This window comes from Actinoplanes sp. NPDC019969 (assembly GCF_055562375.1).
On record NZ_JBVHFK010000004.1, the window covers coordinates 299,266 to 323,737 of the forward strand.

General features: G+C 71.1%; 21 protein-coding genes. 6 read left to right on the plus strand and 15 right to left on the minus strand.

Annotated elements, in window-relative coordinates; genetic code table 11:
• Window positions 1-20 precede the first annotated feature (20 nt).
• Window positions 21-968 carry a GlxA family transcriptional regulator gene (locus tag ACZ3II_RS14750; protein ID WP_465518159.1) on the minus strand — a complete coding sequence of 316 codons (948 nt, stop codon included), beginning with the start codon at window positions 966-968 and terminating at the stop codon, window positions 21-23.
• A 92-nt stretch (window positions 969-1,060) separates the two neighbouring features.
• On the opposite strand from ACZ3II_RS14750, the gene ACZ3II_RS14755 reads away from it, so the two are divergent.
• A complete protein-coding gene (locus tag ACZ3II_RS14755) occupies window positions 1,061-1,183 on the plus strand; it encodes a hypothetical protein (protein ID WP_465518160.1) in 123 nt (40 codons plus the stop codon).
• A gap of 63 nt (window positions 1,184-1,246) precedes the next feature.
• Here the strand turns inward: ACZ3II_RS14755 and ACZ3II_RS14760 are convergent, their stop codons facing one another.
• Together ACZ3II_RS14760 and ACZ3II_RS14765 are read right to left on the minus strand one after the other, a co-directional pair.
• Window positions 1,247-2,872, minus strand: coding sequence for an alpha/beta fold hydrolase (locus ACZ3II_RS14760; RefSeq protein WP_465518161.1), 1,626 nt, complete (start codon window positions 2,870-2,872; stop codon window positions 1,247-1,249).
• Between the two features lie 52 nt (window positions 2,873-2,924).
• Window positions 2,925-3,647 carry a SemiSWEET transporter gene (locus ACZ3II_RS14765; RefSeq protein WP_465518162.1) on the minus strand — a complete coding sequence of 241 codons (723 nt, stop codon included), beginning with the start codon at window positions 3,645-3,647 and terminating at the stop codon, window positions 2,925-2,927.
• Between the two features lie 52 nt (window positions 3,648-3,699).
• On the opposite strand from ACZ3II_RS14765, the gene ACZ3II_RS14770 reads away from it, so the two are divergent.
• Window positions 3,700-4,857 (plus strand): hypothetical protein, encoded by a 1,158-nt coding sequence (locus tag ACZ3II_RS14770; RefSeq protein WP_465518163.1) that lies wholly within the window; start codon window positions 3,700-3,702, stop codon window positions 4,855-4,857.
• Here the strand turns inward: ACZ3II_RS14770 and ACZ3II_RS14775 are convergent.
• The 5 genes from ACZ3II_RS14775 to ACZ3II_RS14795 form a co-directional block, all read right to left on the minus strand.
• On the minus strand, window positions 4,854-6,449 hold the full coding sequence (locus ACZ3II_RS14775; RefSeq protein ID WP_465518164.1) for a beta-1,3-glucanase family protein: 1,596 nt from the start codon (window positions 6,447-6,449) through the stop codon (window positions 4,854-4,856). The two genes, ACZ3II_RS14770 and ACZ3II_RS14775, sit on opposite strands and share 4 nt — an antisense overlap.
• Before the next feature lie 341 nt (window positions 6,450-6,790).
• A complete protein-coding gene (gene arfA / locus ACZ3II_RS14780; RefSeq protein ID WP_465518165.1) occupies window positions 6,791-8,317 on the minus strand; it encodes an arabinosylfuranosidase ArfA in 1,527 nt (508 codons plus the stop codon).
• 42 nt (window positions 8,318-8,359) lie between these two features.
• Window positions 8,360-9,205, minus strand: a complete 846-nt coding sequence (locus ACZ3II_RS14785) for a carbohydrate ABC transporter permease (RefSeq protein WP_465518166.1) — start codon at window positions 9,203-9,205, stop codon at window positions 8,360-8,362.
• Window positions 9,202-10,134, minus strand: a complete 933-nt coding sequence (locus ACZ3II_RS14790) for a carbohydrate ABC transporter permease (protein WP_465518167.1) — start codon at window positions 10,132-10,134, stop codon at window positions 9,202-9,204. Before ACZ3II_RS14790 ends, ACZ3II_RS14785 begins: the two co-directional genes overlap by 4 nt.
• Window positions 10,134-11,429, minus strand: coding sequence for an ABC transporter substrate-binding protein (locus ACZ3II_RS14795; protein WP_465518168.1), 1,296 nt, complete (start codon window positions 11,427-11,429; stop codon window positions 10,134-10,136). The genes ACZ3II_RS14790 and ACZ3II_RS14795 overlap by 1 nt, the downstream gene beginning before the upstream one ends.
• A 302-nt stretch (window positions 11,430-11,731) precedes the next feature.
• Between ACZ3II_RS14795 and ACZ3II_RS14800 the strand changes: the two genes are divergently transcribed.
• Entirely contained in the window at window positions 11,732-12,766 is a 1,035-nt protein-coding gene (locus ACZ3II_RS14800) for a LacI family DNA-binding transcriptional regulator (protein ID WP_465518169.1), read from the plus strand.
• 30 nt (window positions 12,767-12,796) lie between these two features.
• Here the strand turns inward: ACZ3II_RS14800 and ACZ3II_RS14805 are convergent, their stop codons facing one another.
• The 5 genes from ACZ3II_RS14805 to ACZ3II_RS14825 all read right to left on the minus strand — a co-directional run bounded on the left by ACZ3II_RS14805 (window position 12,797) and on the right by ACZ3II_RS14825 (window position 19,080).
• Window positions 12,797-13,936 carry a hypothetical protein gene (locus ACZ3II_RS14805; RefSeq protein ID WP_465518170.1) on the minus strand — a complete coding sequence of 380 codons (1,140 nt, stop codon included), beginning with the start codon at window positions 13,934-13,936 and terminating at the stop codon, window positions 12,797-12,799.
• A 3-nt stretch (window positions 13,937-13,939) separates the two neighbouring features.
• Window positions 13,940-14,446 (minus strand): RNA polymerase sigma factor, encoded by a 507-nt coding sequence (locus ACZ3II_RS14810; RefSeq protein WP_465518171.1) that lies wholly within the window; start codon window positions 14,444-14,446, stop codon window positions 13,940-13,942.
• 97 nt (window positions 14,447-14,543) lie between these two features.
• Window positions 14,544-15,503, minus strand: a complete 960-nt coding sequence (gene ligD, locus ACZ3II_RS14815; protein WP_465518172.1) for a non-homologous end-joining DNA ligase — start codon at window positions 15,501-15,503, stop codon at window positions 14,544-14,546.
• 10 nt (window positions 15,504-15,513) lie between these two features.
• Window positions 15,514-17,217, minus strand: coding sequence for an acyl-CoA dehydrogenase (locus ACZ3II_RS14820; RefSeq protein WP_465518403.1), 1,704 nt, complete (start codon window positions 17,215-17,217; stop codon window positions 15,514-15,516).
• A 51-nt stretch (window positions 17,218-17,268) separates the two neighbouring features.
• Entirely contained in the window at window positions 17,269-19,080 is a 1,812-nt protein-coding gene (locus ACZ3II_RS14825) for a diguanylate cyclase domain-containing protein (protein WP_465518173.1), read from the minus strand.
• Window positions 19,081-19,272: 192 nt separating this feature from the next.
• Between ACZ3II_RS14825 and ACZ3II_RS14830 the strand changes: the two genes are divergently transcribed.
• The 3 genes from ACZ3II_RS14830 to ACZ3II_RS14840 all read left to right on the plus strand — a co-directional run bounded on the left by ACZ3II_RS14830 (window position 19,273) and on the right by ACZ3II_RS14840 (window position 22,347).
• Window positions 19,273-21,006: an alpha/beta hydrolase gene (locus ACZ3II_RS14830; protein WP_465518174.1), complete on the plus strand. Its 1,734-nt coding sequence runs from the start codon at window positions 19,273-19,275 to the stop codon at window positions 21,004-21,006.
• A gap of 91 nt (window positions 21,007-21,097) precedes the next feature.
• Window positions 21,098-21,295 carry a hypothetical protein gene (locus ACZ3II_RS14835; protein WP_465518175.1) on the plus strand — a complete coding sequence of 66 codons (198 nt, stop codon included), beginning with the start codon at window positions 21,098-21,100 and terminating at the stop codon, window positions 21,293-21,295.
• A gap of 17 nt (window positions 21,296-21,312) precedes the next feature.
• On the plus strand, window positions 21,313-22,347 hold the full coding sequence (locus ACZ3II_RS14840; RefSeq protein WP_465518176.1) for a WD40/YVTN/BNR-like repeat-containing protein: 1,035 nt from the start codon (window positions 21,313-21,315) through the stop codon (window positions 22,345-22,347).
• Window positions 22,348-22,548: 201 nt separating this feature from the next.
• Here the strand turns inward: ACZ3II_RS14840 and ACZ3II_RS14845 are convergent, their stop codons facing one another.
• Entirely contained in the window at window positions 22,549-23,187 is a 639-nt protein-coding gene (locus ACZ3II_RS14845; RefSeq protein ID WP_465518177.1) for a LuxR C-terminal-related transcriptional regulator, read from the minus strand.
• Window positions 23,139-24,425 carry a sensor histidine kinase gene (locus ACZ3II_RS14850; protein ID WP_465518178.1) on the minus strand — a complete coding sequence of 429 codons (1,287 nt, stop codon included), beginning with the start codon at window positions 24,423-24,425 and terminating at the stop codon, window positions 23,139-23,141. Before ACZ3II_RS14850 ends, ACZ3II_RS14845 begins: the two co-directional genes overlap by 49 nt.
• Window positions 24,426-24,472: the final 47 nt, after the last annotated feature.

Below are 24,472 nucleotides of genomic sequence, written 5' to 3' on the forward strand. Positions count from 1 at the left end.
CTCACGGCGTACCGCCGCAATCAGGTTTTGGCTTTGAAAGTGCTCCGATAGCTCTGCGGTGTGGTGGACAGGCGCTGGGTGAAGTGATGCCGCAGCGTCTGTGCGCTGCCGAACCCGGCCCTGGCCGCCACGGCGTCGATGCCCAGGTCGGTGTCCTCGAGCAGGCGGCGGGCCAGCAGCACCCGCTGGTTGGTGAGCCAGTCGTGCGGGGTGGCGCCGGTCTCGGCACGGAAACGGCGGGCGAACGTCCGCGGCGCCATGTGCACCAGGTCGGACATGGTGTCGACGGTGTGCGCCCGGTCGAGGGTCTCGAGCACGTGGGTGAGCAGCGGCTGAAGGGTCTCGCAGGAGATCGTCGGCATCGGGGTCTCGATGAACTGGGCCTGGCCGCCGTCACGGTGCGGCGGGACGACCATGCGGCGGGCGATCTGGGCGGCGACGGCGGAGCCCTGCTCCTCGCGGATCAGGTGCAGGCCGGCGTCGATCCCGGCGGCGGTGCCGGCGCTGGTGAGGATGTTGTCGTCGACGACGTAGAGGACGCCGGGGTCCACTTTGGCGCGGGGGAACCGCTCGGCGAGGGCGTCGGTGTGCCGCCAGTGTGTGGTGCACCGGCGGTCGTCGAGCAGGCCGGCGGCGCCGAGGGTGAACGCGCCGGTGCAGACGCTCATGATCCAGGCGCCGCGGGCGTGGGCCCGCTGCAGGACCTCGATCACCTCGGCCGGCGGGTCCTGGATGTCGTTGGGGGCGATGGCGATCAGGTCGGCGGTCTCGGCCGGGGTGAGGTCGTGATCCGGGGTGAGGCTGAATCCGGCGTGGGTGCGGACCGGGGCGCCGCCGACGCTGCACACCGAGAACTCGTAACCGGGCAGGCCCTCGGGGGTGCGATCGTAGCCGAACAGCTCACAGAGGACGCCCATCTCGAAGACCGCCACCTCGGGCAACGCGATCACAGCGACGCTTCGCAACATGTGGCCACCCTACCCGCAGGTTGGCAGTTTCTTGAAGATGTATGGCATTCCTGCCACTGTTCCGGCGCGCGAAACAGCGCGACCCTTGAGTCATGGAAATCGCACTGGTTGTCTTCTTCGTCCTACTATTGGTCACTTCGATCGCCGGCCTGCCCGCGGACAGCCGCGACAGCGCCGACTGGAAGCCCTCGAAGAACGGGCGCAGGGCCGCATGACGGCAGGGGCACCGCAGCCGGACCGCCCACGAACACCGGCCCGGCTGCGGAGATCATCGGGGCTCAGAAACCCCAGGGCGCGACCACCGGCGGCAGGCTCTTGCCGGAGAGGGCCGCCTTCTCCGTGTCGCCGCCCAGCTTGCTGGTGAACGGCTGGTGCGCCGCCGCGCAGACCGTGCCCTCGGCCGGGACCTTGCCGGTCAGCAGGTACCGGTCGATCGCCGCGGTCGCGCAGGCGCCCGTGCCGTACGCCGTGTGCCCCCAGTTGTCGCTGGTGAGCAGCCGGGAGTTCGGCAGCAGGCGGCTCGACGAGACGGCCGCGGCGTAACTGGTCGCCGGGTCCCAGCGGTTGCCGACGATCAGGACCGGAGCCGCCGTCCGCTTGTTGAACGGCCCGCGGTACGCGTCCTCGTCCCGGACCGTCCAGGTGCCGCTCGCGCACTGGGCGGTGTTCCAGCCCCAGAGCCGCCCGAAGTACGGGGCGGCGGCGTCCCGCCCGGCGACGCGGGCCGGCCAGGTCGCGGCGTTCGCCGGGTGCAGCCCGTCGGTGCACATGACGGCGCTCTGGGCCTCCAGGCTGTTGTCGTACGGGAACGCGGCCGCCTGGAGCCGCCGGCGCAGGGTGCCGGTCCTCGCGGCGCCGGTCTGCAGGGCCTCCACCTCGGCCGCGAACCGGGTGACCAGGTCACCGGCGTACGGCGTGTAGAGGTAGCTCAGGGTCGCGCCGACGAAATCCGCGTAGGTGAGGGTGATCCTGCCGAACTCGTCGTCGACCACCAGCGGGGCGGCCCGCAGCCGCGCCGTGATCGCCCGGAACCGGGCGGCCGGGTCGCCGGCGGCGAACGCGCAGTACTCCTCGCCCCGGGCGTCGCACCGCCGGAGGATCTCCTGGAGGGCCCGGTAGGCCCCTTCGCCCGACCGCATCCGGGTGTCCAGCATCGCGCCGCCGGTCCCGTTGGTCCCGGCCCACTGCCGCGGGTCGATGGTGCCGTCGACGGCGATCGCCCGGAACCGGTCCGGGAACAGGTTGGCGTAATACTGGCCGAGCGCGGTGCCGTAGCTGAAGCCCAGGTAGGTCAGCTTCCGGTCGCCGACGGCCCGGCGCATCACCTCCATGTCCCGGGCCACCTCGGTGGTCGACATGGCGCCGGCGATCTTGCGGCCGGTGGTCGAGCAGGCCTTGCCGATCGCCTGCGCCCCGCTGACGTACCGCTGGGTCTGCTGCCGTCCCATCGGGAAGGCGACGTCCATCCGGCCGAGGACGGCGTTCTGGCTCTTCGCCGAGTCCCAGCACTTCAGGTTGGCGCTGAACCCGACACCGCGCGGGTCGACGCCGACCACGTCGAACCGCTCCAGCACGGAGTCGCTGAGGAAGTCGCCGGCGGCCAGGGCCATCGACGTGGCCGAGCCGCCGGGGCCGCCCGGGTTGACGAACAGGCTGCCGATCCGGCGCTTCGGGCTCTTCGCCCGGATCCGCAGGACGGCCAGCTCGATCTTCTCGCCGCGGGGGTGGTCGTAGTCGAGAGGCACCGCGACGGTCGCGCACTCGGCGATGCCGAAGCACTTGTACCAGCCGAGGCGTGGGGTGGCGACCCGGTCGGTGACCCCGGCACCCGGGGCCGCGGCCCGGGCGGGCGCCGGGAGGGCGATGACGGCGGCGCTCAGCACACCGGCGATCAGACGGCGCATGCGGTTCCCCTCGGGTTCCTTCTCGGGCGCATCAAAAGGAAGTCGATGCGAGTCAGGCGGTGGCCAGGACGCGGGAGCCCGCGCCGGCCCGGCGGGTGAACAGCACGCCGCAGACGGTCAGCGCACTGGTCAGGCCGACCAGGGCGGACGCCCACACGGCAGGCTGGCCGACGCCGATGCCGTAGGCGAACCAGGAGGCGCACGCCGAGGCGGCGAGCGTCCAGCGCACCGGCGACAGCCCGGAGATGTCCTGCTCCCGGTCGCGCAGCAGGGCGAGCGGCTGCGGGATCGCCGAGACGAACGAGATCGCGGCCAGCACGGTGCCCAGCATCGCGGCCGCCCGCGGGCCGCTGATCTGCGGCAGCGCGGCGGAGGCGGCGATCGCCGACACGGCCAGCAGCACACCCGCGGCGGCGCCCGCGCTGCCCAGCAGCGCCCGGCCGGACCGCACGGCGGGCCGGGTCACCAGCAGCGCGATCAGGATGGCGACACCGGTCGAGGCGCTGACCGTGTTCGTCACCACCTGGAAGCGGTCGCCGATCAGCAGCCCGTACGTCACCCAGCCCAGCGGCATCGCCACGGCCAGCATGCAGGCGGTGGCCGACAGGCCGCCGGTGCGGCGGCGCACGCAGGACCGGTAGACCTGAGGCCAGGCGATGGACATGGACAGGGCGGCGCCGAGAAGGCCGAAGACGTGGGTAAGCATCGCCGGGCAGTTCGGCCCGGGCCGGCGGGCGCTGACCGCTCGCACCCGTACCGCTACCGCCCGCACCACAAGGGCACCCCGGGTTTGACGCCGCCCGGTTCGCATTTGGCACAGTGGACAGATGCTGACCGACGTGGACCTGCCCGCGCCCGGACTGCTCTGGACACGCTGGGCGGCACTGAGCGCCACGCACACCGCCCTCGGCCGGCCCGGCACCTGGTCGATCGACGACCGTGGCGCCGGCCGGGACGACGAGGACGGGAGCTGGGCACGGTTCGCGCTGCTCGACGGCCGGCGCGCGGTCCTCTACGGCCACCACCGCGAGCACAGCGCGACCACCGCGTCCGACCCGCCGCTGGACCTGCTCACCGGCGCCCCCGACTGGCTCCCCTGGGACACCCTGCTGCCGCTCGCCGAGCGGGAGCGGCTGGGCTTCGTGATCTGGCACGAGAGCGGGCGCTGGTCCCGGGTGCGCTATCGCGAGGGCCTGTCCGACGGGATGGCCGAGATGGCCGGGCCGCTGCTCACCGCCGAGAACACCGTCGCCGCGCTGGCCCGGCTGGGTTCCCGGCCGGCCGCCGAGCAGCTGCTGGCCGCCGCGGTGCGGGCCGAGGTGACCGTCGCCCACCTCACCGAACTGCTCGGCGATCCGGTGCCGGAGCCGGACGCCGCGGTGGCCGTCGCCGCCCGGGGCGGGCTGGTGCCGGGCAGCGCCGCGCCGCGGATCGAGGCGGGCCGCCGGCCGCCGATGCGCCGGGTGCGGCGGTTGAGCCAGGGCGAGCACGACCGGCTGGTCTGGTCGGCGATGCAGGACGCGCCGGAGCTGTCCCGGCCGGCTCCGCCGACCACCGGCGAGCTGGACACGCTGGTCTCCTGGCTGCAGGACCGGGCGCCGCACGGGGACGGGCGGTGCACGCTGCTGGCGTACGCCGACGCGACCAGCTTCAGCGCGCAGCCGGGCGATTTCCCGCCCGCGGACCGGCCCGGCGAGGAGCGGTACGCCGCGTTCCGGCGGCTCACCGAGCTGGTCCGGGCATTGCGCCGGGCCGAGTCCGACCCGCGGTACGGCAGGTGGCTGTTCCTGCGGGTGGAGACCAGCGCGACCGGCGTACGCGTGGAACGCCGCTACGACTCGTGGCCGGCCTGGTGGCACGACGACGGCGTGTCCGGCCCGTGGCGCACGAACCTGCAGGAGGAGATGGACGGCAGGCTGCCCGCCTACCGCCCGTCCTGGGTGACTCTCCTCGACCCGGAGGTCGCGTACCGGCCGCTCGGCTAGAAACCGGTCAGGGTGATCCCGGCCGCGCGCGGGTCGCCGTCGTGCACCAGCGACTCCTGGTTCTGCACGTCGTCGAAGGCGAACGCGTACGCCTTGCCGTCGAGCATGTTGCCGTGGACCGCCTTGGCGTACGGGTTCGCCGGCCCGCCGGTGTAGAAGTCGGCCGCCGTCCCACCCGGCTGGGTGTCGATCCGGCCCAGCGTGGTCCGCCACAGGGCCGCGCACAGGGTCCGGGCGATCGGCCCGACGACCTGGTCGTTCGGTGCGCCCAGCGCGCCGTCACAGCCCCAGACGTTCGCGGTGGACGGTTTGGTGAACGACGCCACCGTCCGGCCACTGCCATCAGTGAAGTTCATCACCGATCCGGAGGTGCGGCCGACATACTTCACGTCCGGCCGGTCGCCGAAGGGCACGACGGTCACATTCCTTGCGGTGTACGCGTTCCACGCGCTCGTGATGTACGCGTCGAGGTAGTTCGCGCTCATCAGCCCGGCGTCGGTGGCCTTGCCCGGGGCCAGCACCCGCAGCACCGTCCCGTTCGTACCGGTCACCACGCTCTTCGCGAAGTCGGGGTTCGCCCGGACCGCGTCGATCACCTTCTGCCGGCCGCCCGCGGCCAGCTCACCGGTCTTGCTGGTGACGCCGCTGCCGCCGGTGACGCTGACGATGTGCGGCACCGCGAACATGTCCACCTGCGAGCTGTTCAGCCACAGTCCGGAGCCGTTGAGGGTGAACTCGCTCCAGTCGAACAGGATGTCGCGGTTGGGGTCGCCGCCCGCCCACGGCGCCGGCTGGACCAGGCCGTCGCCGGTGATCCGGAAGTCGAGTTTGCGGCCGAAGGAGAAGTAGATCCGGCCGGAGATGTTCTTCAGCACCTTGATCGTGGTGCTGGCGCCGTCGGCCGGGCCGGGGATGGACACGTCGGGGGCGGGCACCGGCACCGGGCCTCCCCCGCTCCACGGGGTGAACCGGCCACCCGCGTCGACGTAGCCGAGCTTGCCGGTGGCCAGGTTGACGCCGAGCACGTAGAGGTAGACCGGCTCGCTGCGCCCTGACCGGTTGCTGACCGTGACCGGCAGCAGGTCACCGGCGGGCGGCACGGTCACCTTCGTCGTGGTCGGCGCGACCGTCACCGGAGCAGTCGTCGGGGCCGCCGTGGGGACCCGCGTCGCCGGAACGGTCGTGGGCGGGGTCGTGGCCACACCGTTGCACGGGTTGCCGTTGAGCTTGCAGTTCAGCGGGTGCGCGCCGGTGCCGACGAAACCGAACGTCACGCTCGCCCCGACGGCGACGGCGCCGTTCCAGGGGCGGTTGGTGAAGGTCCGGTGGCTGCCCGAGGCCACCATGTCGGCCTCCCAGAAGCTGCCGACCGTACTGCCCGCCGGGAGGTCGAACTCGAGCTTCCAGGACGTCATCGCGGACGCCCCGGAGTTGGTGATGGTCACCTCGTCCTGCCAGCCGGTGCCCCAGTCGGACACCGTACGCACGGTGGCGGTGGGCGCGGCGGCCGAGGCGGGCAGGGCGATCCAGGCGGTGGCGAGCGCGGCGGCGGTAGCCGCGGCGGCCAGTATCAAGCTCCGTTTACGGCGCATGGGGGTGCGACCTCCAAAGACAGGGAACGCACGCCATCATGCGTGGCGAGAAACCGCTCTCCCAGAGCCTTTAAGGGTCCTTTAAGGTCTAAATCGCCGACGTTTTTCACTCACCGCGGATAACACTTTCAGCGTGTTGAGTTGAGGCGCGCATGACGGCCGAACTCCACACGCTGAGCTGCGCCCCGACGGCGTGTGGAGTTGAGGCGCGCATAACGGCCGAACTCCACACGCTGAGCTGTGCCCCGACGGCGTGTGGAGTTGGGGCGCGCATGATGGCCGAAACCCACACCGGCCGGCTCCCCTGGCGGTGGGAGCCGGCCGGTCGTGCGCTGAGCGGATCAGGCGCGGGTGAAGCGGATGGCGCTCCAGGAGACGTGCGGCAGGGTCAGGGTGGCGGTGGCGCCGTCCAGCACGACCGAGCCGCCGGGGACCTCGCCGGTCGGGCGCAGGGCGACCCGCTCCGGGGCGTCCTTGGAGTTCTTGGCGTAGACGTCGTCGTCGGTGAGGGTCCACGCCTCGGCGACCTCGAAGCCGGCGCCGAACGCGGTCAGGTCCACCGTGAACTCCACCGGGTTCGCCACGTCCCGGTTGACGGCGAAGACCGTCACGTCACCGGTCGAGGCGTCGTGGGTGGCGACCGCGTCGACCAGCGGGGCCGCGCCGTACTTCGCCGTCTCGTAGGTCGGCGCGGCGATGTCCAGGCGCAGCACGTCGCCCTTGGCCAGGGCGGCGGTCTTGGCGAACGGGTGGAAGATGGTCTGCTTCCACGCCGGGCCGCCGGGCTCGGTCATGATCGGGGCGATCACGTTGACCAGCTGCGCCTGGCAGGCCGCGGTGACCCGGTCGCTGTGCCGGAGCAGCGAGATCAGCAGGTTGCCGACCACCACCGCGTCGGCCACGTTGTACTGGTCCTCGATGACCGGCGGGGCGACCTTCCACTCCTCCGGCAGCGGGGCGTTCTGGAACCGCGACAGGTACCAGACGTTCCACTCGTCGAACGACAGGTTGATCTTCTTGGTGCTCTTCAGCCGGGCGCCGACCGCATCCGCGGTGGCCACGATGCTGTTGACGAAGAAGTCCATGTCGACGGCGGAGGCCAGGAAGGAGCCCAGGTCGCCGTCGTGCTCCTCGTAGTACGCGTGGCAGGAGACGTAGTCGACCACGTCGTACGCGTGCTCCAGCACCGTCGACTCCCAGATGCCGAACGTCGGCATCGAGGACGACGAGCTGCCGCAGGCGACCAGTTCCAGGTCCGGTTCGGCCGAGCGGAGCGCCCGTGCCGTGCTGGCCGCGAGGAGCCCGTACTCCTCCGGGGTCTTGTGTCCCGTCTGCCAGGGTCCGTCCAGCTCGTTGCCGAGACACCAGAGCTTGATGCCGTACGGCTTCTCCGCCCCGTTGGCCCGCCGCTGCTCGCTGAGCGCGGTGCCCTCCGAGTGGTTGACGTACTCGTGGACGTCGAGCGCCTCCTGCACACCGCGGGTGCCGAGGTTGACCGCGTACATGATCTCGACGTCGGCCTTCTCCGCCCACTTGGCGAACTCGTCGATGCCGACCTCGTTGGTCTCGATGCTGCGCCAGGCCAGGTCCCGGCGGCGGGGCCGCTGCTCGCGCGGGCCGACGCCGTCCTCCCAGCGGTAACCGGAGACGAAGTTGCCGCCCGGGTAGCGAACCATGGTGACGCCCAGCTCGCGGGCCAGCGCCAGCACGTCGGTACGGAAGCCGTCCTCGTCGGCGAGCGGGTGACCCGGCTCGTAGATGCCGGTGTAGACGCAGCGGCCCATGTGCTCGACGAACGAGCCGAAGGTCCGGCGGCTGACCGGCGCCACGACGGCGCCCGGGTTCAATGCGACACGCGCACGGAGCATTGTTGTGTCCCTTTACCAAGAAGAAGAGGAGATGCGCGGGGCTTATTTAACTGCGCCGATGGTGAGACCACCGCGCCAGTACCGCTGCAGCATCAGGAAGGCGGCGATCAGGGGGACGATCGCCATCAGAGCGCCGGTCACGATCACGCTGAAGGTGGCCGCGCCACCGTTGCCCATGATCGCGGACATGTACCAGCTCCGCAGACCGACGGTGAGTGGGTAGAGCTGGTCGTCACTGAGCATCACCAGCGGCAGGAAGAAGTTGTTCCAGGACGCGACGATGCCGAACAGCAGAACGGTCACCAGGGCAGGCTTCATCGCGGGCAGCGCCACGCTGGTGAAGACCCGCAGCTCGCCGGCGCCGTCGATGCGGGCCGCCTCGAGCATCTCCTCGGGGATCGAGTCGTGCACGTACACCCGCAGCAGGTAGACGCCGAACGGGTTGAGCAGCGACGGCAGGATCACCGCCCAGATCGTGTCGACCAGGTTCGCCTGCGACATCAGCAGGTAGGTCGGCAGCACCAGCGCCGTGGCCGGCACCATGATCAGGCCGAGGAGCAGCGCGAACAGGGCGTTGCGGCCGGGGAAGCGGAGCTTCGCGAAGGCGTACCCGGCCAGCGCCGCGACCACCGTCGAGCCGACCCCGCTGACCACCGCGTAGAACGCCGAGTTGCGGACCCAGGTGAGGTAGACCCCGTTGTCCTGCTCGAACAGCGCCTTCAGGTTGTCGATCAGGTGGAAGTCGGAGAACCAGAGCGACGCGGAGTCGAAGAGACCCTGGTTGTCCTTGGTCGCGGCGACCAGCAGCCACCAGAACGGCAGCAGGAAGTAGATCGCCATCAGCCCCATCACGACGTGGGCGGCGACGCTGCCTTTCTTCAAGCTCATCGCAGCGCGCTCCTCTTCCGGGTGGCGAACAGGAAGATGTACGACCCGATGAAGACCACCGCTCCGAGCAGGAACGAGATCGCCGCCGAGTAGTTGTACTGCTGGAACGAGAACGCCTGGTTGTAGGCGTACACGTTCGGGGTGTAGTGCTGGGTGATCGCGCCGGGATTGAGCGGCTGCAGGATCAGCGGCTCGGTGAAGAACTGCAGCGTGCCCATGATGGTGAACAGGGTCGCCAGGATCAGCGCCGAGGAGATCATCGGCGTCTTGATCCGCAGCGCGATCTGGACCTCGCTCGCGCCGTCGATGCGCGCGGACTCGTAGGTCTCCCGCGGCAGACCCTGCAGGGCCGCGTACAGGACGATCATGTTGTATCCGGCCCACTGCCAGGTGGTGATGTTGCCCAGTGACGCCAGCACCGTGTCACCGGAGACGAAGTCGATGCCCAGCCCGGACAACGGGCCGATGCTGTCGCTGTAGAGGAAGCCCCACATCAGGGTGCCGATGACCACCGGTACGGCGTACGGCACGAAGGCCGCGAGCCGGAAGAACCGGGAGAACCGGGAGGTGGTGGCGTCGATCAGCAGCGCCGCGACGAGCGCGATCCCGATCATCACCGGCGTCTGCACCAGCCCGAAGATCAGGACCCGGACCACGCCCTCACGGACCAGCGGGTCGGAGAACGCCTGCTGGTAGTTGTCGAAGAACGCGAAGACCTCACCCTCGAGCAGGGTGGACCGGTACAGGCTGATCTTGAATGCGTAGCCCATCGGCAGCAACAGGAAGGCGATCAGCAGGATCGTGAAGGGCAGGGCGAACAGCCAGCCGGTGGCCGCTTCCTTCACCTTCGCCGATCGCCGGGTGCCGGTCGCGGCCGAGGGGCCCGCGGCCGCCGGAGCGGCCGCGGGGGGAGTCTGGACCTCGGTCATTACTGAACCTTGAAGCCCTGCTGGGTGGCGTAGGTCTTGATGTTCTCCTGCGCGGTGTTCAGCGCCGCCGTCCAGGAGGTCTTCTTCTCGATCGCCTGGTTCAGGTTCGTGGTCAGCTGGTTGAAGTTGTAGCTGTTGAACGGGCTCCAGGCCAGCTCACCGATGTTGTTGTAGGCCGGGACGAAGACCTCGTTGACCTTCTGGCCGCCGAAGAAGTCGTACGACTTGCTCTTGAACGTGTCGGACTCCAGGACCGGGGTGGCGGTCGGGAAGAGGAACGCCTTGTCGATGCCGATCTTCCAGGCCTCGGTGTTCTTCGCGCCGAACAGTTCCATCGCCACCTTGGCGGCGATGTCCGGGTACTTGGCCTGGTCGGTCACCGCGAACGAGGAGCCGCCCCAGTCGCCCTGCTTGTTCTCGCCGGCGGCCCACTGCGGCAGCGGCGCGACCTTCCACTTGCCGGACGAGCCGGCGGCGTTGGCCTGGATGTAGCCGGGGCCCCAGCCGGCCGCGATGTAGGTCGCGTACTTCTCGGTGTTGAGGCCGTTGTAGAAGTCCGTGGTGTGGAACGCGGTGGTGTCGGCGAGACCGCCGTTGACCAGGCCCTCCCAGTACTCCAGGACCTTCTTGGCCTCGGCGTTGTTGACGTTCACGCCGATGCTGGACGGGTTGGCCAGGTCGTAGGCGTACGGCTTGGCGCCGGCCTGCCAGAACAGACCGGTCATGAAGCCACCGTCGTTGGCGCCGAAGTCGGTGATGAAGGACTTGCCGCCGGAGGCCGTCTTCAGCTTCTCGGCCTGCGCCTTGTACTCGTCCCAGGTGGTCGGGACGGTCAGGTTGTACTTCTTGAAGATGTCCTCGCGGTACATCATCGCCATCGGGCCGGCGTCCACCGGGATCGCGTAGACCTGGTCACCGGAGCTGACCTGCTTCCACGCCCAGTCGACGTAGTCGCCCTTGACGTCGTTGGCGCCGTACTTGCCGAGGTCGACCAGGTGCTTGGTGAGCGCGAAGGTGGGGATCTCCTGCAGCTCGAGCATCGCCACGTCGGGCGCGCCCTTGCCGGCCTTCAGCGCGGTCTGGAGCTTGGTGTACTGGTCCTGGCCGGTGCCCGCGTTCGTCCACTCGATCTTGACGTCGGTGTGGGTCGCGTTGTACTGGTCGACGACGGCCTTGAACTCCGGGTACCACGCCCAGACCTTGATGGTGACCGGGCCGTCCGGCTTCTCCGCGGCCTTCTCGCCGCCACTGCTGCACGCGGTCAGGGCCAGCGCGGACGCAGCGATCGCCGCCACAACCGATCGCCGACTGACCCCACGTGCACTAAGCTTGCTGATGTTCACTGGGTCCTCACAGACAAGTAGATGCGTATCCAGTTGATCAGTTCTGAGCCGGTTCAGGGCTCAGAGAGCCGGCCTCCGGTGCTGGCACACCGGGGGTCGGCCGTAAGGCCGGACTTCGCCGCCAAACAGTTTTCCCGGTCCGTCGGGCGGTCTTGCTACGCTTTTGCAGCGCTGCAAAGCAAAGCATGCACGGACGCCTTAACGACGGCAAGGGGTAACCTGCCGGAAACTTGGAGCGGGCAGAGGGAGCCACCTTGCGTCGAGAAGTAACTCTGCGTGACGTCGCTGAACTGGCTGGCGTATCCAGCCGGACGGTCTCCAACGTGGTCAACGGCTACGCCAATGTCACGGAACGTACGAGAGAGCGCGTTCAACGCGCGGTGGAAGAACTCGGATACCGACCGAACGTACTCGCGCGCAACCTCGCGCAGGGCCGGTCCGGGCAGATCGCCGTCGTCGTGCCGTACCTGGACACCCCGTACTTCTCCGAGTTGTTGCAGAGCGTGATCCGCGCGGCGCGGGTCGGCGGCTATAACGTTTTGATCGACCAGACCGACGGCGACCCCGAGCACGAGCGCGCGTTCATCGCCGACGGCTCGCGCCGGCTCCTCTTCGACGGCGTCATCTTCAGCCCGCTCGGCCTCGACCAGCAGGCCCTCACCGACCGGGACCCGGCGCTCCCGCTGGTGATCCTCGGCGAGCGCAGCAGCGACGGCACGTTCGACCACGTCGGCATCGACGACGTGGCCGCCTCCCGGCAGGCCACCGAGCACCTGCTCGACCTGGGGCGGCAGCGGATCGCCGCGATAGGCGACCAGCCGTACGCCACCGGTGAGGCGGCGCAGCGGCGCACCCGCGGTTTCTGCGACGCGCACAAGGCGCGCGGCCTGACCCCGCGCGAGGACCTGATCATCCAGACGCCACGGTTCAACCGGATCGACGGCGCGCAGGCCATGAACCACCTGCTCGATCTGCCGGAGCCACCGGACGCGGTGTTCTGCTACTCCGACCTGGTCGCGCTCGGCGCGATCCGCAGCATCGTCTCCCGTGGCCTGCGGATCCCCGAGGACATCGCGCTGGTCGGGTACGACGACATCGAGGACGGCTCCTACTCCAACCCGACGATCACCACGATCTCGCCGGACAAGGAGTGGATCGCCACCACCGCCGTCGAACGGCTGCTGCTGCGCATCGCCAGCGCCACCCCGCCGCCGGGACTGGAGCTGCGGGCACCGCACCGGCTGATCATTCGCGAGAGCACCGGCGGGGGTACGGCAGAAGCCCGGTGACCGGGGGTCGCCGGGCGTTCCACCGCGCACTCAGAACGAGATGGTCAGCTCGTTCAACTCGTAGGCGCCGTCACCGGCCGGGAACGAGACGGCCCGCAGGGTGTGCTCGTCCTGCCAGGCCATCGCGACCCGCTGCGGATCCGCCGTCGCGCCGAGGACCGCGCCGGTCCCCGCATCCAGGGTGACGCTCCCACCGCGGGCCATCACCCCGTCGGCGACCCGGAGAATCGTGACGCCCAGCATGCTGCCCGGCCGTCCGGGCTTCGCCTGATAGGCGACCGCCACCGAGACGCCGTCCGGGCTGAGCCGGACCCCGATCACCCGGTCACAGTCCTCGCCCACCGGGAGCCGGGTGCGTTCCACGCCGGACGGGCCGTCCAGGATCGTGACCCGGCAGCCGTCCCGCTCGCGGACCAGCGCCAGCCGGTCCCCGGCCAGGTCGGCGGCCCGGATCGAGCCGTCGAAGACGCCCGGGACATCCATCGCCTCCTTCGTGATCACGGTCTTCTCCGTGCCTTTGAGGAGGTCGTACCGGACCAGACCGGCGGGGCGCCAGAGGTACGCCGTGAAGGGATCCGCCGTGAGCAAACCGACCGATTCGCCGGAGCGGCGGACGCCGGCGTAGGAAAGCACCCCGCCGGAGTGCGCGACCGTCACCAACAGGGTCTTGAATGCGGCGACGTGGGCCCCGTCCGGCCGTCTCACCCCGAACGTGGTGTCGACCGTGCCGAGCGCCACCAGGTCCAGCGGGCCGACCGGCACCACCCGGTCCCAGCTCCGCGCGCCGGCGACCCGGTGGATGATCATCTTGCCGTCCCGGATCTCCCCGATCGAGGACGTGCCGCCCAGTTTCACCGGAGCCCCGCCGCCGACCCGGTAGGTACCCGCCGCGCCGTCCAGGATCAGCCGTTGCTTCGTGAAGGCGGCCTGCGGGAGCGGGGCGGACGAGGATCCGGCCACGGGCACGTCCCGCGGGGTCCCTCGCTGGGCCGCCACACCGAACGCGGCCGTGGCCACCACCGCCACCACCCCGGCCGCGGACAGCACGGCCCGCCGGTTGCGGCGGCGCCCGGCTCGCCGGTGCACGCCGGCCAGGTCACCCGGATATCCCGGTGCGGCTCCCGCAGCCGCCCGGACCGTGTCGGCCACGTCCTGGGGAATCGTCTCCATGACTCAGTCCTCGCTGTTCAGCTCGTGCCGGAGAGCGGCCAGCCCCCGGGAGAGACGGCTCTTCACGGTGCCCTCGCTGATCCGCAGGGCGTCGGCGGTCTCGGCGGTGCTCAGGTCGAGCAGCACCCGGCAGGTGATCACGGCGCGCTGTGGCTCGGGCAGCCGGCCCAGGGCCTCCCGGGCTCCGACCTCCGGCCCCCGCGTGTGCGGATGGGCCGCCTCGTCGGCCGGTGGGCGTTCCCGGCGGACCTTGCGCCACCAGGAGGTCGCCCAGTTGAGCCCGACCCGGAAGACCCAGCCGGCCGGATTGTCCAGGCGGCTGACCGTGGGCCAGCGGGCGTAGGCCCGCGACATCGCCTCGGCCACCGCCTCGGCGGCCAGGTCGTCACGGCGCAGGGTGACCACGAGAGCGCGGTACACCCGGTCGGCGTTGGCCCGGTAGAAGGCCTCGAAGCCGTCCTCTTCCGGGTGCGCCACCGCGGTGTGGGTCATCGCTGTCTGAACCGCCATGTCCGATACACGCGGGACAGCCACGATCGGTTCCCGGCGATCGCGACTTCATGTGTGGAGTTCGGGCGCGCATAGCGGCCGAACTCCACACACGGTTTCAGTCGCGGGGATTCTCGTCGGGGGTGGCCAGGCCGGCCTTCTCGTCGCGGTCGGCCCATTCCAGGAGGGTGTCCAGCGAGTACGCGTGGTCGTCGATGCCGGCGTGCAGGTCGCCGAGGGCGGCGAAGCGCGCCGGGACCGTACGGATGGTGAAGTCCCTCGGGTCCAGGTCCGGGATCTCCTCCCAGGTGACCGGGGTGGAGACGGTGGCCGTGGGCACGCCGCGGACCGAGTAGGCGCTGGCGATGGTGTGGTCGCGGGCATTCTGGTTGTAGTCGATGAACAGCGCGGCGGGATCGCGGTCCTTGCGCCACCAGGTGGTCGTCACGTCGTCCGGGGCGCGCCGTTCCACCTCGCGGGCGAAGGCGAGCGCGGCACGGCGTACGTCCGGGAAGCCCCACTGCGGGGCGATCCGCACGTAGACGTGCAGACCCCTGCCACCGGAGGTCTTGGGGTGACCGGTCATGCCCAGCTCGGCGAGGACCTCGCGGACAACCGGGGCGACCCGCTGGACCGTGCCGAACGGGCAGTCCGGCATCGGGTCCAGGTCGATGCGCCACTCGTCGGGTTTCTCGGTGTCGGCCCGCCGGGAGTTCCACGGGTGGAACTCCACTGTCGACATCTGCACGGCCCAGATCACGTCGGCCGGTTTGGTCACGCACAGCTCGTCGGCGTGCCTGTGGTAGCGCGGGAACTTCACCCGGACCGTCTCCAGCCAGGGCGGAGCACCGTTCGGCACCCGTTTCTGATGCACCTTCTCGCCGGCCAGGCCGTCCGGGAAACGGTGCAGCATGCAGGGGCGCTCGCGCAGCGCCCGGACGATCCCGTCGCTCACCGCCAGGTAATACTCGACCAGGTCGAGCTTGGTGACGCCGAGCTCCGGGAAGTAGATCCGGTCCGGGTTGGAGACCCGCACGTCGTGGTCGCCGACTTCGATGATCGTGGCTTTGCCCGCCATGCCCTTCAAGTTAGCCGAGGCAGGCGTCGTCCATGTCCCGAAGCAGGGTGTCGCCGGAGTCCAGCAGGTCCAGCGCGGGTCCGATCCGGGGCAGTTCGTGGGTCACGAAATACCGCGCGGCGAGCCGTTTGCCCTCGTAGAAGCCGCCCTCCTTGCCCTCGGCCGCGAGCAGCTGCTCCAGCCAGAGCCAGGCGATCACCAGATGGCCGGCGGCGTCCAGATAGGCCGTGGCGTTGACCAGAGCCTTCGACGGATCCGACCACAGGGTGGCCGTGGTCGCGGCGAGCCGGTCGGCGGCCTTCGTCACGGCGGCGCCCAGCTCCGGCGTCCGGGCCGCCGTCGTGCGGATCCGGTCGAGCAGCAGGCCCAGACCGGCCCCGCCGCGCTGGGTGACCTTGCGGCCGAGCAGGTCGAGGGCCTGGATGCCGTCGGTGCCCTCGTGGATCGAGTTGAGCCGGTTGTCCCGGTAGAACTGCTCGACCGGGTACTCCCGGGTGTAGCCGTAGCCGCCGTGGATCTGGATGGCGTGGTCGTCGGCGAGGCGGCACCACTGCGACGGCCAGGCCTTCACGATCGGGGTGAGCGTGTCGAGGAGCAGGTCGTTCTCCGGCGAGGGCTCGTCCAGCAGCTTCGCCGCATAGAGGACGAGAGCCAGACCGCCTTCGACGTACGCCTTCGAGCTGAGCAGCATCCGCCGGACATCCGGGTGCTTCACGATCGCGACCGGCGGCGCCGTGGGGTCCTTGTCGCCGACCGGGCGGCCCTGCTGGCGTTCCCGCGCGTAGGCGAGCGCGTGCAGGTAGCCCGTGTAGCCGAGGGCCACCGCGCCCGCCCCGACCCCGATCCGGGCCTCGTTCATCATGTGGAACATGTACTGGAGGCCGCGGCCCTCCTCGCCGACCAGCTCGGCGGCCGCGTTCTCGAAGGCGAGCACCGTGTTGGTGGTGCCCCGGTAACCCATCTTGTGGTTGAGACCGGCCAGCACGACGCCGTTGCGCTCGCCGGTCTCCAGGTTTCTCTTCGGGACGATGAACAGCGACAGGCCCTTCACCCCGGCGGGCGCGCCCTCCACCCGGGCGAGGACCAGGTGGATGATGTTCTCGCTGAGCTCGTGGTCACCACCGGAGATCCACATCTTGCCGCCGTCGACCCGGTAGGTGCCGTCCGGCTGCCGGACGGCTTTCGTCGTCACGTCGCTGAGCGAGGACCCGGCCTGCGGCTCGGACAGGCACATGGTGCCGGTGAAGCGGCCCTCGAGCATCGGGAGCACGTACCGCTGGATCTGCTCCTCGGTGCCGTGGGTGACCAGCAGGTGGGCGTTGCCCGAGGTGAGCATCGCGTACGCCGAGGTGCCGGTGTTGGCGGCCTGGAACCAGAGGAAGCAGGCCCGCTGCACCACGTGCGGCAGCTGCAGGCCGCCGAGCTCGGCGGGGAACCCGGCGGCGGGCAGACCGGACTCGGCGAAGACCCGCAACGCCCGGCTCACCTCCGGGATGATCGTGACCTTCTCGCCGTCGAAGGTCGGCTCGTTGAGGTCGCCCTTGCGGTTGTGCGGGGCGAAGTCACGCTCGGCGATCTGCTGCGAGACGTCGAGGAACGCGTCGAACGTCTCCCGGGAGTGCTCGGCGAACCGCTCGCGGGCGGTCAGCGACTCCGCATCCAGCCACTCGTAGAGCAGGAATTCCAGGTCACGCCGGGAGAGCACCTTGGACACCACGCCACCACCGTTTCGAGAGGAACTTACTGCACCCAGTGTGCACGAAGTTTAGTCCCCCGCGCGATGCCTGCCGATCCGGATCGCGCCGGCCGGCATCCGGCCGGCGTGCTTGATCTCGTACATGGCGTGGTCGGCGGCGCGCAGGGCCTCGTCCGGGTCGGTGGCGGCCGGGGCCACATGGACACCGACACTCGCGCCGATCGCGATCTCGTGACCGTCGATCCGGAACGGCAGTTCCAGGACGTACCGTACGCGGCCGCTCATGCTCTCGGCATCGGCGGCGGTCAGCACGCCCGGCATCAGGATCACGAACTCGTCGCCGCCGACCCGGGCCAGCACGTCCTCGGCCCGGACACAGGCGCTCAGCCGGTCTGCCACCTGGCGCAGCAACTCGTCACCGACCTCGTGCCCGTGCACGTCGTTGACCGGCTTGAACCCGTCCAGGTCGACGAAGAGCACCGCGACCGCGCCCGTGGTCAGCGTCGAGTTCAGCCTGTCCTGCATCCGCCGGCGGTTGGGCAGGCCGGTGAGCGGGTCGTGCTGGGCGTCGTGCTCCAGCCGCTCCTGGAAGGCGCGGTGCTCCGAGACGTCCCGGGCGTTGATCACGATGCCGTTCAGCGCCGGATTCTGCATCTGGTTGGAGGCGGTGAAGTCGAACCAGCGGTACTCGCCGCCCGCCGTGCGGACCCGGCACTGCAGGCGCAGCACCCCGGACGCGTCGGCGAGCAGCGTGCCCAGCCGCTCCCGCATCTGCGGCTCGTCCTCCGGGTGCAGCACGTCGAACACGCTGTGCCCGGCCAGCGAGCCCGGCTTGAAGCCCAGCACCGAGGTGGTGCTCGGGCTGCTGAAGATGATCCGGCCGGTCTGGTCCAGCACCGACACCAGGTCGGGGGCGTGCTGGAACAGGGCCTGGAACCGCTCGTCGGCGCGGCGCCGCTGGATCTGCTGGCGGTACCCGAGCGCGATGATGCCGGCCACCCCGATCACCAGCATCGACAACAGGGTGATGTTCAGCGTCTGGCTCTTGCTGTAGACCGCGCCGTCGAACTCCTTCTTGGTCTGCGTCCGCACGTAGGACCAGCCACTGGGCGTCTTGTCGAAGATCACCGCGACCATCGCGGTGCCGTCCTGGTCGTACTGGACGAACGAGGACTTCCGCGAGTCCGTCTCGAACGTCTCCTCCGGCGCGAAGACGCTCTGGCTGATCGTCGAGCCGACCCGGGACCGGTTGCTGGCCGCGCCGATCCGGCCGTTGGCGTCCACGATCGTCGTCTCGTGGATGTCGCTCTTCAGCTCACCGATGTATCCCTGCAGCGAGGTCCGGGCCACCTGGTTCAGGCCGATCAGGTACCCGGCGGCGGTGGAGATCGGCACCGCGACCGCCGCCACATAGGACTCCGGGTCGCCCGCGTTCGCGCCCTCCACCAGCATGATGTCCGAGAAGCCCGCCCCGGTGCCGCGGACCTGCGACCACATCCGCTTCCAGCCGGGATCGGCGGCCGACGGCAGGCCGGACGGCCGGCTCGCGAGCACGCGCGCGCCGGTGGAGTCCGCCAGGATCAGGCCGTAGGTGAAGGTGCTCGTCTTCTTCGCGGCCGCGGCCAGCACCGCCCGCATCTGCGCCGGGGTCCCCGGCGATCCGGCGGCGTACTGCGCGGCGATCCGGCCCAGCTCGACCGCGGAGTAGGTCTGGAGCTGGGCGGTGAGTGTGCCGTTGTTGTCGCCGAGCGCGGTCGTGTCATTCCGGTGCACCCTCTCGACCGCTTGCACGGCCGACCGGTTCACCAGGATGCCGACGACCCCGGCACAGGCCAGCAGTAAGACGCTGACCAGCACCGCGATCCAGTTGCGCAGCCGCATGGAAATCCTCCTCACGCTGCCCATCGGCAGCGGCGGCCCGGAGTGAAAGAACCCCGGAGGACAAAACCAGGGAGAACCCGGAGGCAAATAGGGCGGCGTTCAGCGCCATAGACCCACGATGATGGAGGGGCCACGTACCGGGGTGGATCCCTCACCCCTCGTACGGTCCCGGCCCGACGAACGGAGCACCGGATGCGCAGACAGGTGGTGGCGCCACCGCCCGGGTGGCTGACGCCGCTCCGTGGACGGATCCCCTCGCCGCGTCGCTCCTCCGAACGGACCCCCGCCCCCACGACCGGCCCCCCGGGCCCGCGCCGCATCGTCCGATCCGGCCTGAGCCTCACCGGCGCCGCCTTCGCCGCCGCCTTCTACTGCCTCTCCTTCACCCCGTCCCTGCTGCCACGCGCCTGGCTGCTGCAGGGCGTGGTCGCCGGGATCACCGCCGCGATGGGGTACGCGCTCGGCGCCACCCTGGGCGCGCTGGCCCGCCGGCTACGGGGGCCGATGCGGGCCCGGACCGCGCGGATCGGCTGGGCGCTGCTGGCCGCGCTCGTGCCCGTGCTCGTCGCCGTCTTCCTGTGGCTCGGCACCCGGTGGCAGCGTGACCTGCGGGTCCGGCTGGGCATGCCGGCCGTCCCGGAGATCGACATCCTCCGCACCGTCGGCATCAGCCTGCTCACCTTCGGCCTGCTGCTGCTGATCTCCCGCCTGCTCCGGCTGGCCACCCGCGGCTGCGCGCTGCTGTTCCAGCGGGTCTTCCCGGCCCCGGCGGCGTACTTCTCCGGCATCCTGGTCGTCGCCGTGCTCGCCTACGGCGCCTTCGACGGCGTGCTGGTGGCCAACATGTTCGCGATGGCCGACCGCTCGGCGGCGCTGGAGAACAGCGGCACCGCCAACGGGGTGACCGTCCCGTCCTCGGCGCTGCGCTCCGGCGGCCCGCAGTCGCTGATCACCTGGGAGTCGCTGGGCCGGCAGGGCCGCGCCTTCGTGACCGGCGCGCCGACGGTCGAGGAGCTCACCGGGTTCGCCGGGCGCCCGGCGGTCGAGCCGATCCGCGTCTACGCCGGCCTGACCTCGGCGGACTCCCTGGCCGAACGGTCCCGGCTGGTGGTCGCCGAGATGGAACGGACCGGGGCCTTCGACCGGTCGGTGGTGGCCGTGGTGACCCCGACCGGCACCGGCTGGGTGGACTACAAGGTCACCCGCGCCCTGGAGTACATGTACGCCGGGGACACCGCCCTGGTCTCCATGCAGTACTCGTACCTGCCCAGCTTCTTCGCCTTCGTCGGCGACCGGTCCGAGGTGGTGAACGCGGCCGACGCCCTGATCGGCGCGGTCCGCGAACGCTGGGCGGCCATGCCGGCGGGCGAGCGGCCCCGGCTGCTGCTGTTCGGCGAGAGCCTCGGGACGTACGGGATGGAGACCACCTTCGGCACGCCCGAGGGCCTGGTCGACGGGGCCGACGGGGCGCTGCTGCTCGGGCCGACCTTCGCCAACCCGGCACACCGCGAACTCACCGACGGGCGGGCCGCCGGCAGCCCGGTCTGGGACCCGCAGTACCCCCGCCTGCCGATCGAGTTCGCCGACGACGCGACCCAGCTACGCGACCTGACCGGCCCCCGGCCCAAGGTGGTGTACCTGCAGAACGCGACCGACCCGGTGGTCTGGTGGAGCTGGGACCTGCTCTGGCAGAAACCGCAGTGGCTGACCGGGAAACGGGCCGCCGACGTCACCCCCGACATGCACTGGTACCCCGGCATCACGTTCTGGCAGATCACCTGCGACCTGGTCTTCTCCACCAAGGTGCCGACCGGGCACGGGCACGTCTACAAGTCCGAGACGGTCGACGGGTGGGCCGCCATCGCCCCACCGGCAGGCTGGACCACCGCCGACAGCATCCGCCTCAGGGAGCTGCTGGACCGCTAGATGTGGTCATGGACATCGCCCGGTTCGGGTGATACCCGCCGGCGCCCCTTCCGCGTTGAGATGCGAGGAGGACTGCGGAGGGGGTGGCGGGATGGGCGATCCGCGGAGCGGGTTCGCGCGCGTGCCCGGGCGGCGGCAACGGCCGATCGTCCAGGGCGTCGCGGCGATGCTCGCCGCCGTCGTCATCCTCGGCGGCGCGCTGCTCGCCGGCCGCCTGCTCCTCGACGAGGAGGAACCCGGCACGCCGGCGCCGTCACCCGCCCCCAGCCCATCGAGATCCATCGCTTGACACGGTAGTTTTCCGGCATGACGCTGCATCGAAAACTGTCCATCGCAGTGCTTGCCCTCGTCATGCTCGCGAGCACCGGATTCACCCCGGGCCACGGGCTGTCCTGGCAGCTCACCGACACCGGCGCCACCGCACGGTTCCGTGGGCTCGCGCCGGTCAGCGCGACCGTCGCCTGGGCCGCCGGGTCCGCGGGAACCGTGCTGCGCACGGTCGACGGCGGCCGCAACTGGGCCTCCGTCGGGCCCCCGGAGGCGGCCGGCCTGGAGTTCCGCGACATCGAGGCGTTCAGCGCCCGGCACGCGGTGGCCCTGACCATCGGCAACGGCCCCGACTCCCGGATCTACCGCACCACCGACGGCGGCGCCACCTGGACCGAGGCGTTCCGCAACGACGACCCGGCGGCCTTCTACGACTGCGTGACCTTCCTCGACCGGAGCCACGGCCTGGCCCTGTCCGACCCGGTCGGCGGGAAGTTCCGGATCCTGGCGACCCGCGACGGCGGCCGCAGCTGGCAGGTCCGGCCCACCACCGGCATGCCGGACGCGCTGCCCGGCGAGTTCGCGTTCGCGGCCAGCGGCACCTGCCTGGTCTCGGCCGGGCGGCACGCCTGGTTCGCCACCGGCGGCGACGCCACCGCCCGGGTGTTCGCCTCCCGCGACGGCGGCTGGACCTGGACGGTCACCACGACACCGGTGCCGAGCGGGGCCAGCGCCGGGATCTACTCGCTGGCGTTCCGGGACCCGTGGCACGGGCTCGCGGTCGGCGGCGACTACGTCACCCCGGCGGCGGCGCCGGACGCGGCCGCGGTGAGCCGGGACGGCGGGCGGCACTGGACCGTGGCGAAGCGGGAACCGGGCGAATACCGCTCCGGGGTCGCCTGGCGCAGCCGCACCACGGCGCTGGCCGTCGGCCCGACCGGCAGTGACGTGTCCTACGACGGCGGCGTCACGTGGCGGCGTTTCGACACGGGCAGCTTCGACGCGGTCGCCTGCACGTCCTCCGGCGCCTGCTGGGCCTCCGGCGAGAAGGGCCGGATCGCCCGCCTCCGCTGAACCCACGTGTGGAGTTCGGGCGGCACGGTCCGCCCGAATTCAACACACCCGAGAGCGTGTGGTTTTCGGGCGGCACGGCCCGCCCCAACTCAACACACCCAAGAGCGTGTGGTTTTCGGGCGGCACGGCCCGCCCCAACTCAACACACCCAAGAGCGTGTGGAGTTCGGGCGGGACGGCCCGCCCCAACTCAACACGCGGGTCAGACGTCCAGGTAGGCGAGGACGGCGAGGACGCGGCGGTGATCGTCGTCCGAGGGTGGCAGGCCCAGCTTGGTGAAGATGCCGCTGATGTGTTTGCTGACGGCCTTCTCGCCGACGAACAGCTTGGTGGCGATCGCCGCGTTGGAGCGGCCCTCGGCCATCAGGGACAGGACCTCGCGTTCCCGGGCGGTCAGCGCCGCGAGCGGCGGCTGGCGGCGGGCCAGCAGCTGGGAGACGACCTCCGGGTCCATGGCGGTGCCGCCGGCGGCGACCCGGCGGACCGCGTCGACGAACTGGGACACGTTCGCCACCCGGTCCTTGAGCAGGTAGCCGACGCCGCCGGCCCGGTCGGTCAGCAGTTCCCGGGCGTAGAGCGGCTCGACGTGCTGGGACAGCACCAGCACCGGCATCCCGGGGATCTTCTGCCGGGCCGCGATGGCGCCCTGCAGGCCCTCGTCGGTGAAGGTGGGTGGCAGTCGCACGTCCACCACGGCGACGTCCGGCTGGTGCTCCAGCAGGGACGGCAGCAGCGACGGTCCGTTGTCGACCGCCGCGACGACCTCGAAGTCGTACGCCTGGAGGATCCGGATCAGCCCGTCCCGGAGGAGGGCGAGGTCCTCGGCGATGACAACGCGCACGGCAGCTCCATGGTCACGACGGTCGGCCCGCCCCGCGGGCTGGACAGGCTCATCGTGCCATCAAAGGCGGCGAGACGGCGTTCGATACCCCGGAGGCCGGTGCCGCCGGACGGGTCGGCCCCGCCCTTGCCGTCGTCGCCGACCCGCAGCAGCAGCGTGCCGCCGGTGTGCCACAGGTCGACGGTCAGGCCGGTGGCGCCGCTGTGCCGGGTCGCGTTGGCCAGGGCCTCGGCGACCGCGAAGTAGGCGGCCGACTCGACCGGTGTGTCCAGCCGGCCGGGCAGCGCGGCGGTCACCGTCGCCGGCATCGGCAGGGCCATGGCGAGGGCCCGCACCGCGCCCTCGAGCCCGCGCTCGGCGAGCACCGGCGGGTGGATGCCGCGGACCAGGTGCCGCAGCTCGACCAGGGCGGCGGAGCTGCTGTCCCGGGCCTCGGCGAGCAGGGCGCGGGCGGCGGCCGGGTCGGCGTCCAGGATCGCCTCGGCCAGGCCGATCGTCATGCCCAGGGAGACCAGCCGGGCCTGGGCCCCGTCGTGCAGGTCGCGCTCGATCCGGCGCAGCTCGGCGGCCTGGGCGTCGACCGTGTCGGCCCGGGTGACGGTAAGCTGGCTGACCCGCAGCCGCAGCTCGGCGGCCCGGGTCGGGGCGAGGAACAGCCGGTTGACCAGCGCGTCGCCGTGGCGCAGGTAGGGCGCCAGGGCCACGCCGATGGCCAGGATCACCGCGCCCTGCGGCAGGGACAGGAAGCCCTCGCCGAGGGTCTCGATCGGCCAGATCACGCCGTAGCCGTAACCCTCCACGCCGAGGGAGATCCACAGCGGGATGAGGAGGATGCCCTGGAGCCCGTAGAGCGGGATCGCCAGGGTCAGCACGCCCAGGGCCAGACCGGCCAGCCCACCGGGCAGCAGCCAGGCCACGTCGCGCCAGGTCGCCGGGTCGGTGACGATCCACCGGAAGTGCCGGATGCCGCCGAGGACGGCCCGCTCCGGGCGGGGGAGGTAGGGCCGGGCGATCGGCACCCGGGACCCGGCGGCGAACCGGCGGGCCAGGTCGGCACGGAACCGGATCAGCCGCGTCACCAGCGGCACCAGCAGCAGGCCCAGCCCGAGCACCGGGGTCAGCACCAGCGCGACTCCGAAGAGCACGAGGAGCGGGAGGTTGACGAGGGCGAGCGGGACGGCGACGGCTCCGCCTCCCACGGCGCGCATGCCCTCCCGGATCCAGTCACGCGAGTCCATGCTCCCATCCTGGCCATCCGCCGCCAGTCTGTCGGTAGTGCCAGCCC